Source organism: Dethiosulfatibacter sp., assembly GCF_983023055.1.
Genome location: NZ_CEZJXU010000159.1, coordinates 1 through 5,096, shown reverse-complemented (window position 1 = coordinate 5,096; position 5,096 = coordinate 1). Strand labels below are relative to the sequence as shown.

5 protein-coding genes are annotated in these 5,096 nt (G+C 35.2%); all 5 read right to left on the bottom strand.

Annotated elements, in window-relative coordinates:
• A partial coding sequence (locus AC3AX0_RS06900) for a DNA-binding domain-containing protein (RefSeq protein ID WP_487549571.1) occupies positions 1-847 on the bottom strand: 847 nt, incomplete at its 3' end.
• A 1-nt stretch (position 848) separates the two neighbouring features.
• The gene (locus AC3AX0_RS06895; protein WP_487549570.1) at positions 849-2,126 is read right to left on the bottom strand and encodes a sensor histidine kinase; all 1,278 of its coding nucleotides are present in this window, start codon (positions 2,124-2,126) and stop codon (positions 849-851) included.
• A 220-nt stretch (positions 2,127-2,346) separates the two neighbouring features.
• A complete protein-coding gene (locus tag AC3AX0_RS06890; RefSeq protein WP_487549572.1) occupies positions 2,347-3,801 on the bottom strand; it encodes an RNA-guided endonuclease TnpB family protein in 1,455 nt (484 codons plus the stop codon).
• Between the two features lie 16 nt (positions 3,802-3,817).
• Positions 3,818-4,219: an IS200/IS605 family transposase gene (gene tnpA, locus AC3AX0_RS06885; protein WP_487549569.1), complete on the bottom strand. Its 402-nt coding sequence runs from the start codon at positions 4,217-4,219 to the stop codon at positions 3,818-3,820.
• Between the two features lie 282 nt (positions 4,220-4,501).
• A partial coding sequence (locus AC3AX0_RS06880) for an HAD family hydrolase (protein WP_487549568.1) occupies positions 4,502-5,096 on the bottom strand: 595 nt, incomplete at its 5' end.

Sequence of the window (5,096 nt, the reverse complement as noted above, 5' to 3'; positions counted from 1 at the left end):
GCTCCTGGTTGGCCATAAGGTTGTCTATGAATTTTTTGACGTTTATCTTTCCTCCAGACATTCTATTTCCCCTCAAATAGTCCATCTGTGCCTTTACATCATGAAAATTGTAAAGAGAATTGGAATATCTGGAAAATGTAATATTCATATAATCTTCAATTCCAATGTTCGCAAGGTTATTCAGACCCATGTTCACGGCGCGCCTGATCCTCTGCTCCATTGATTTTGGATTATCGTCTGTTAGTTTGCTGCAAAGTTCCTTAAACTTATAATCATATATGGAACTCTTTTTTTCCACAAGATACCTGCAGATTCTCAAAATATCCTCTCCACCTTTTTCCCCAAGGATGCCAAGCTTGTTTAGGACCCTTCTTATGCTTGTGATGATGTCAGTAACAGGATCTTCATCCTCTTTCCTTGCTGCAAACTTTTCCTTCTTAACCACTACGTTGCTTATCTGTGAAAAGATTTTTTCCATGTTGATTTTTTCAGCTATCTTTTCCATTACTATCTTCACTTCGATATTATTGATTGGCTTGTTTATAAAAAACTCTATTCCAGATTTATAGGCACTACTTATCATGTTTTTCGTATTTACATGGGAAATCATTATAAACTTGATGGTTTCATTTTGCTTCCTTATATCATTGACCATTTCTATTCCATCCTTTTCAGGCATCAAAAGGTCTATAAGGACAATATCCGGCTCCTTTGATAATATTTTATCAACTGCCTCTTCTCCACCCAGCGAAAACCCTATTACATCACCCAAATCATTGTCCTCAATAATGTTTTCCAAAACTTTAATTGCAGATATATCATCGTCTACTATATATATTCTCAGCATATTAACCTCCCAATTTGCCCTTCGGTATGGAAATCTTAAAAATAGTTCCAATTCCGTATTCAGATTCCACAGTTATCTCTCCGCCGAACTTGTTTTCAACTACTGACTTTACGAGAGAAAGACCTATTCCCCTGCTAATGCTTCCCGTATTTTCATTGAATTTTGTTGAAAATCTTGGAGCAAATATATACTCAAGATTTTTCTCCTTGATTCCTGTACCGTTGTCCTTTATTGTAAACACGTCATTTCCTTTTTCCGTAAACTGTCTGACTTCCACAAAGCCTTTTCCTTCTTTTTTTTCAACAGCCTCAATTGCATTGTTTATAAGGTTTCTGAAAACGGACATGAAGGAAAAATGTTCTTCTATTAAATAATCATCCTCAATATCAAATATAATATCTATGTCTCTGTTAGTATGTTTTAGAATCCTTTCAGTGCTTTCCCTAAGAATTTCAAATACATCCTTCATTTTCATCTTCTTGGTTTTAAGCTTCCTGTCCATTATTTCATCTATTCCTCTAATTACTCGTAAATAATCCTTCTTGATTTCATGGACATCTTTTGCTATGGAAAGAGACAGATTCTTCAGAGACTTGTCTATATCCACCTTGGATATTTCACCATAGAGGTTGTAGGCGTCATTCATTACATTTTCAATATAGTTAAGGTTCATATCTAGAAAATAGGTTTCAGCTTTAAGGTCTGTCGCTATGGACACGAGATTCTTATTGCTGTCCTCATGTTCTTCCCTCATGGCAAGAATCTCAAAATGTCTTAAAATTTTTATTACTGCAACTGCAATTGCGGCTCTGAATAGCGCCGCAATTACTATATATTTGACAGTTTCGGGCTTTTGTGTTCCAGGCAGAGTCAATATCCTCATAATGAATTCGCTAAGATTACCTACGAAGTCACATATGAAAAAAATAAAAAAACTTTTAATAACAGACATCCTTCCACTGCTTTTTGTATAAAGTATATAGAAAATAAGTCCATACATAAAATAAAATGGTATTTCTTGATAACTGCTCATCAAGGCAGTTGTAAAATCACCCGTCATCATTGATATTAGTACGCTTCTGGAAAGAATCTCTGCTATTCCAGCAAATACCAGTGCAACAACAGGATTAACCTCGTGATAAAGGCTTAAAAGTAAGGGATAGAATACCACTGCAAAGGTTATCCTGAATCCCTCAACAGGAATATCAAGATAGAAAAGTGATGCAATTACATCTACTAATGCTATTATTATTATCTGCTTAATATACTTAGTCTTCATATACATCAATCCTCTATGTAAACATTCTCTGACACTCCCACACCTAAAGGAATGGGGTTCTTAGATATATAACTTCTTCTGTACTCTCAATTACTTTATTTAAAGCAACCTACAACATACAGAAACTAATTACTCTCTCTAAGACTTCAACTATCAAAGCATATCCCGACGGATTACTTTGGCGATAGCACCAGGCTCATGTCTAAACCTGTTATTCTGTTTATCTTCCCATACTGCAGATTAATCTATTGTTATTATTTTTAATATTAGCAACTTCTTTATCATGCAAATTTTTGAAATGATCAAATCCTTCAAAACAGGACTGTCGATCGATTTCTTTGAGATTGTCTTTGACGTTCATTATAAGAAAAGCACTGTACATATCTCTTTGTATCTTAAAACCTTTGAAATGATTCCATCTTTCAGATAAGGCTTTTTTTGTATACCCATCGTCCATATGGCTGTATTGACTTGCTTTGACCTTATAAGTGTCTATCTTTAACAGTATTTGACCGTTATATTTAAGTTTGTTATCGAGTATCGTCAAGAACATACTCGGGGCTTTATTTGCTAAGCTTTTACCAAATCTCTTCTTTCTATTGAATCGTCCGGTCTTTTCATTGATTGTTGTTTCTTTTGCCTTTGCCTGAAGCCCTTTATAATTCATAGTTTCTACGGTTATCCTGCTTCCAAGGCTCAATATGTGGTTTGCCAACTCATTATGCGATTGTTTTCGTATGTCAGCTTGTTTGCGCTGAATCTCCTTAAGTTGATTCGGAGTCCTTTTATACCTGCAGGAATTAATCCATACAACTTTTTTATTGCCCTGCTTTTTAATGGTTCTATCATCATTATAGTTCCCCGGGTTGTTGGCTCTGCGCTGTCGATCCAATTTTCGAAGCAATACCTTTTTTTCTTTTTCGATATCATCGACTTCAGGAGCCAGCTCCAGTAATTTAACCTCAGATTCACTGGCTATTGCAATTGTTTGGGTACCTATATCCAATCCCACATTGACTATACCGTAAACTCTTTTGCTTTCACCTGTTTTAAGGTCTATTTTTACAGGAGGAGTACCCTCTAAAATCAGTTGTATGTAGTATTTATGTTTATCCTTATAAAACCTTCTAACAATTCTACAGTACTTGATTTTGTTATCAAGTGCCATTTGAGCATAAGTATCATTATCTTTCACATTGACCGGTATGATCAGTTTATTACAAATCAAGGCATTGTCCTTAAATCTGATTCCTGTATTGTTGGATTTTCCTTCTAAACTGTTCAGTTCCCCAAATCTTTTGAAATAAACCCTATTAGACTGATGCAGCATTATTTTTTTAAAGGCTCCGAAGCATCTGGTGGCAATCTTTTGAGCTGTGAAACTGTCTACATTCTTTTTAAAATGTTTTTGCATTGGTTTGACATAGGTGTGAAGAGAGTACTCTGTCAGCCCGTAGGCTTTATTCAGTTCATTATACGCCTTGTTTCGCTCCGAACCTTTAGGCATTTTTGAAACTCTCTTATATTGTTTTGATTCTTTCATATGGCTATAACGCTTAAAAGATTCTCCCAGGCAGGCATTGTATATTTGTCTGCCAATATTTAATCGTTTATCTAAGAGATCCTCCTGATATTTCTGCGTATCCAGTTTTAGTGTTAACACAAAATTCGACAGTTTTTTCACCTCCAGCCTAATACCTGTTTTTCTGGCCCTCTACGTATTGCTTAATGGTTTCGCTCGATACATTGCCGGCCGTTGACACAAAATAACTTCGAGTCCAAAGGCTTGGCATTTTGCTGAGTTCCTTAAATTCGTCTCTTAAAATTTTACTTGTTCCACCTTTGATTTTTTGCATAATATCAGAAGGGCCAAATGTCGGCAAACAATTTAAAAATAGATGGGCATGATCTTTATCGCATTCGATTGCAATAATCTCAATCTTAATTTCTTTGCAGATATGATATACCATTTGCTTAAAGCGTTTCTCTACCTTCGGAATCAAAAATATTTTTCTCCGATACCTTGGGCAAAATACAAAGTGATAGTTGATTAATGATACGGTTGTTTTTGTTGTTCTATAAATATTATCCATGCATATATTATAACACACAAGTGTACGTTTACGTTATATATATACACTTATTTTATTCTTATGACATCGCTATCCATCCCACCCCTGAAAGAGTGGGCTTTCCGCATAGTTTTGTAATTTATTATATCCTTAATATTTCAATCTTGCAAAGAATAAAACCGTATAAAAATTTCAAAAGGTGATTGTTCCCATGTTTAAACCGTGAGAACAATCACCTTCATTTAATTTAACTTCTAATTAATTTATCAAAAATATAGGAATAAGGATTTATTTAAATACTTACTATTTAAAAATATTAAGAAGCTCTGATATGTCATTTATTAACATATCCGCATCCTTAAGCTCTTCCCTGCTTCCATATCCGTAAAGACACCCTATTGTAAAGACGTCATTCTCAATTCCAACTTCCATATCCTTGTGCCTGTCTCCCACCATAGCAAATTTCGGCCGTAGGGAGTCTTTGATTTTTTTGAATATTTCATACTTTGGAATAAAACCAAACTCTTCTGACGAATAGATATGATTGAAAAACCTATTGAGATTAAAAATATCCTTTACCCTGTCCCTGTATACAATGCTGCAGTTACTTAGAAACACAAGGGTATATCCTCTTTTTTTAAGTTCCATCAAGACTTCAATAGATCCCTCGTATAAAACGCCCTCGCCTCCAGCTAGGAGACTGCTCATCTCCTTGCCTATGATGCTCCCAGCCTCATTCCTTATTTCATCATCAAGGTCAGGCATGAAATCTTTCCACATCTCTTCCTTGGTAAAGCCAAGCCATCTGGCTATCTCCTCGTCAGTCCAGACTTTTTCTTCTGCATATCCTTTCTCTACAAGGATTTCATAAGACTTTCTGAAGGCAGGTCCATAAATC